Below are 1,698 nucleotides of genomic sequence, written 5' to 3' on the forward strand. Positions count from 1 at the left end.
CGTCAAGGCGGTGGGCTCCAAGTACCTGACCAAGGCCTTTGGCACCGACAATGCGTCGGTAGCTGGCCCGGAGATCGAAGCCTTCAAGCAGGCGTTCAACGCCGCTTATGGGGTCAGTTCCGATGGCCCCGGCATCTACAGCGAGTACGACGCCGTCATGATCCTCGGCCTCGCCATGAACATAGCGCCAGACTTGTCAGGTACTTCGATCCGCGATGCCATGCGCAAGACGCAAGCCGCTGATGGCGAAGTCATCGGCACAGGTCCGGCCGAGTTCAAGAAGGCGCTGGAGCTGATCAAGGCCGGCAAGCCAATTAAGTTCGTCGGCTCGCTCGGAACGATCGAATTCGATGCTTATGGCGACATCAGCGGCCCAGCCCTTTCCTGGCATATCCAGGGTGACGAACTGATCATCGACAAGACCTATTCGAATGAGGATATGAAGAAGCTCTTCGCGGAGATCGAAGGCTAAATCCACGGGCGGGCACGGACCAGGGCATGACGAACTACACGCTTTCCCATTGGGGCACCTATGAGGTTGGACCCCGCGGAAACGGCATGCCCGCCCTCAATCCGTTCAAACGCGATCGGGACCCGAGCCCGATCGGCTTCTACCAACTCGACCCGGCGCTCGAACGGCTCCGGGTCCGGCGCCCTGCCATACGCAGGAGCTGGCTTGAATATGGTCCAGGTTCCGCCCCCGAACGGCGCGGTCTCGATCCCTTTGTCGAAGTCGAATGGGACCACGCCCTCAACATGGTCGCGGCCGAGATCGATAGGGTCCGCACCACTTACGGCAATTCGTCGATATTCGGCGGTTCATATGGCTGGTCGAGCGCCGGCCGCTTCCATCACGCGCAAAGCCAGGTCCATCGCTTTTTGAATGCCGCCGGTGGCTATGTCAGGCATGTCGATTCCTACAGTTTGGGTGCCGCCAACGTCGTGCTGCCGCACATTGTGGCGAGCATGGACGAGCTGATGGCGAGCCACAATTCCTGGGACATGCTCGCAAAGCATTGCGAGCTGTTCGTCACCTTCGGCGGCGTGCCGGTGAAAAATGCTCAGATGAATGCCGGCGGTGTCGGACTGCATGGCGTGCCGACGGGCCTCGCCGGCATGCGCGCGGCAGGCACCCAATTCATCAATATCGGTCCGGTATGCGACAACTTCGGAGCTGTCGCCGATACAGCGACTTGGATCGCCTGCCGGCCCAACACGGATACATCGGTGATGCTGGCGCTCGCCTGGGTGCTTTTCACTGAGACCCTGCACGATGCGGCCTTCCTTGCGCGCTGCTGCGTTGGCTTCGAAAGCTTTGTCCCCTACCTCACCGGCGCGGCCGATGGCGTCCCCAAGACACCCGAATGGGCGGAATCAATTAGCGGCGTTCCGGCCGCAGCCATCGTCGATCTGGCTCGGCGCATGGCCAGGTCGCGCACCATGCTCAATGTGTCTTGGTCAATGCAGCGTGCCACTCATGGCGAACAGCCGTTCTGGATGGTGGTGACGCTGGCGGCGATGCTCGGCCAGATCGGCAAACCCGGCGGTGGCTTCGGCGTGGGCTACGGTGCTGCCAATCTTGTCGGCAGCAGGCATGCCAGAGTCAAGGGCCCCACACTTTCGCAGCTCAAGCCCAGCGTGTCCGATTTCATTCCCGTCGCCCGCATTTCCGACATGTTGCTCAATCCCGGTGCGCCC

At 61.4% G+C, this 1,698-nt stretch carries 1 protein-coding gene and 1 pseudogene; both read left to right on the plus strand.

Features of this window, described 5'->3' with window-relative positions; all coding sequences use genetic code 11:
* A pseudogene (locus AC1DUU_RS31315) lies at nucleotides 1–472 on the plus strand (ABC transporter substrate-binding protein); the annotation flags it as partial.
* Between the two features lie 26 nt (nucleotides 473–498).
* Nucleotides 499–1,698 (plus strand): molybdopterin-dependent oxidoreductase (locus AC1DUU_RS31320; protein WP_476787194.1); only part of this gene is annotated, 1,200 nt, incomplete at its 3' end.

It is taken from the genome of Aminobacter sp. P4_H6_2 (assembly GCF_056400805.1).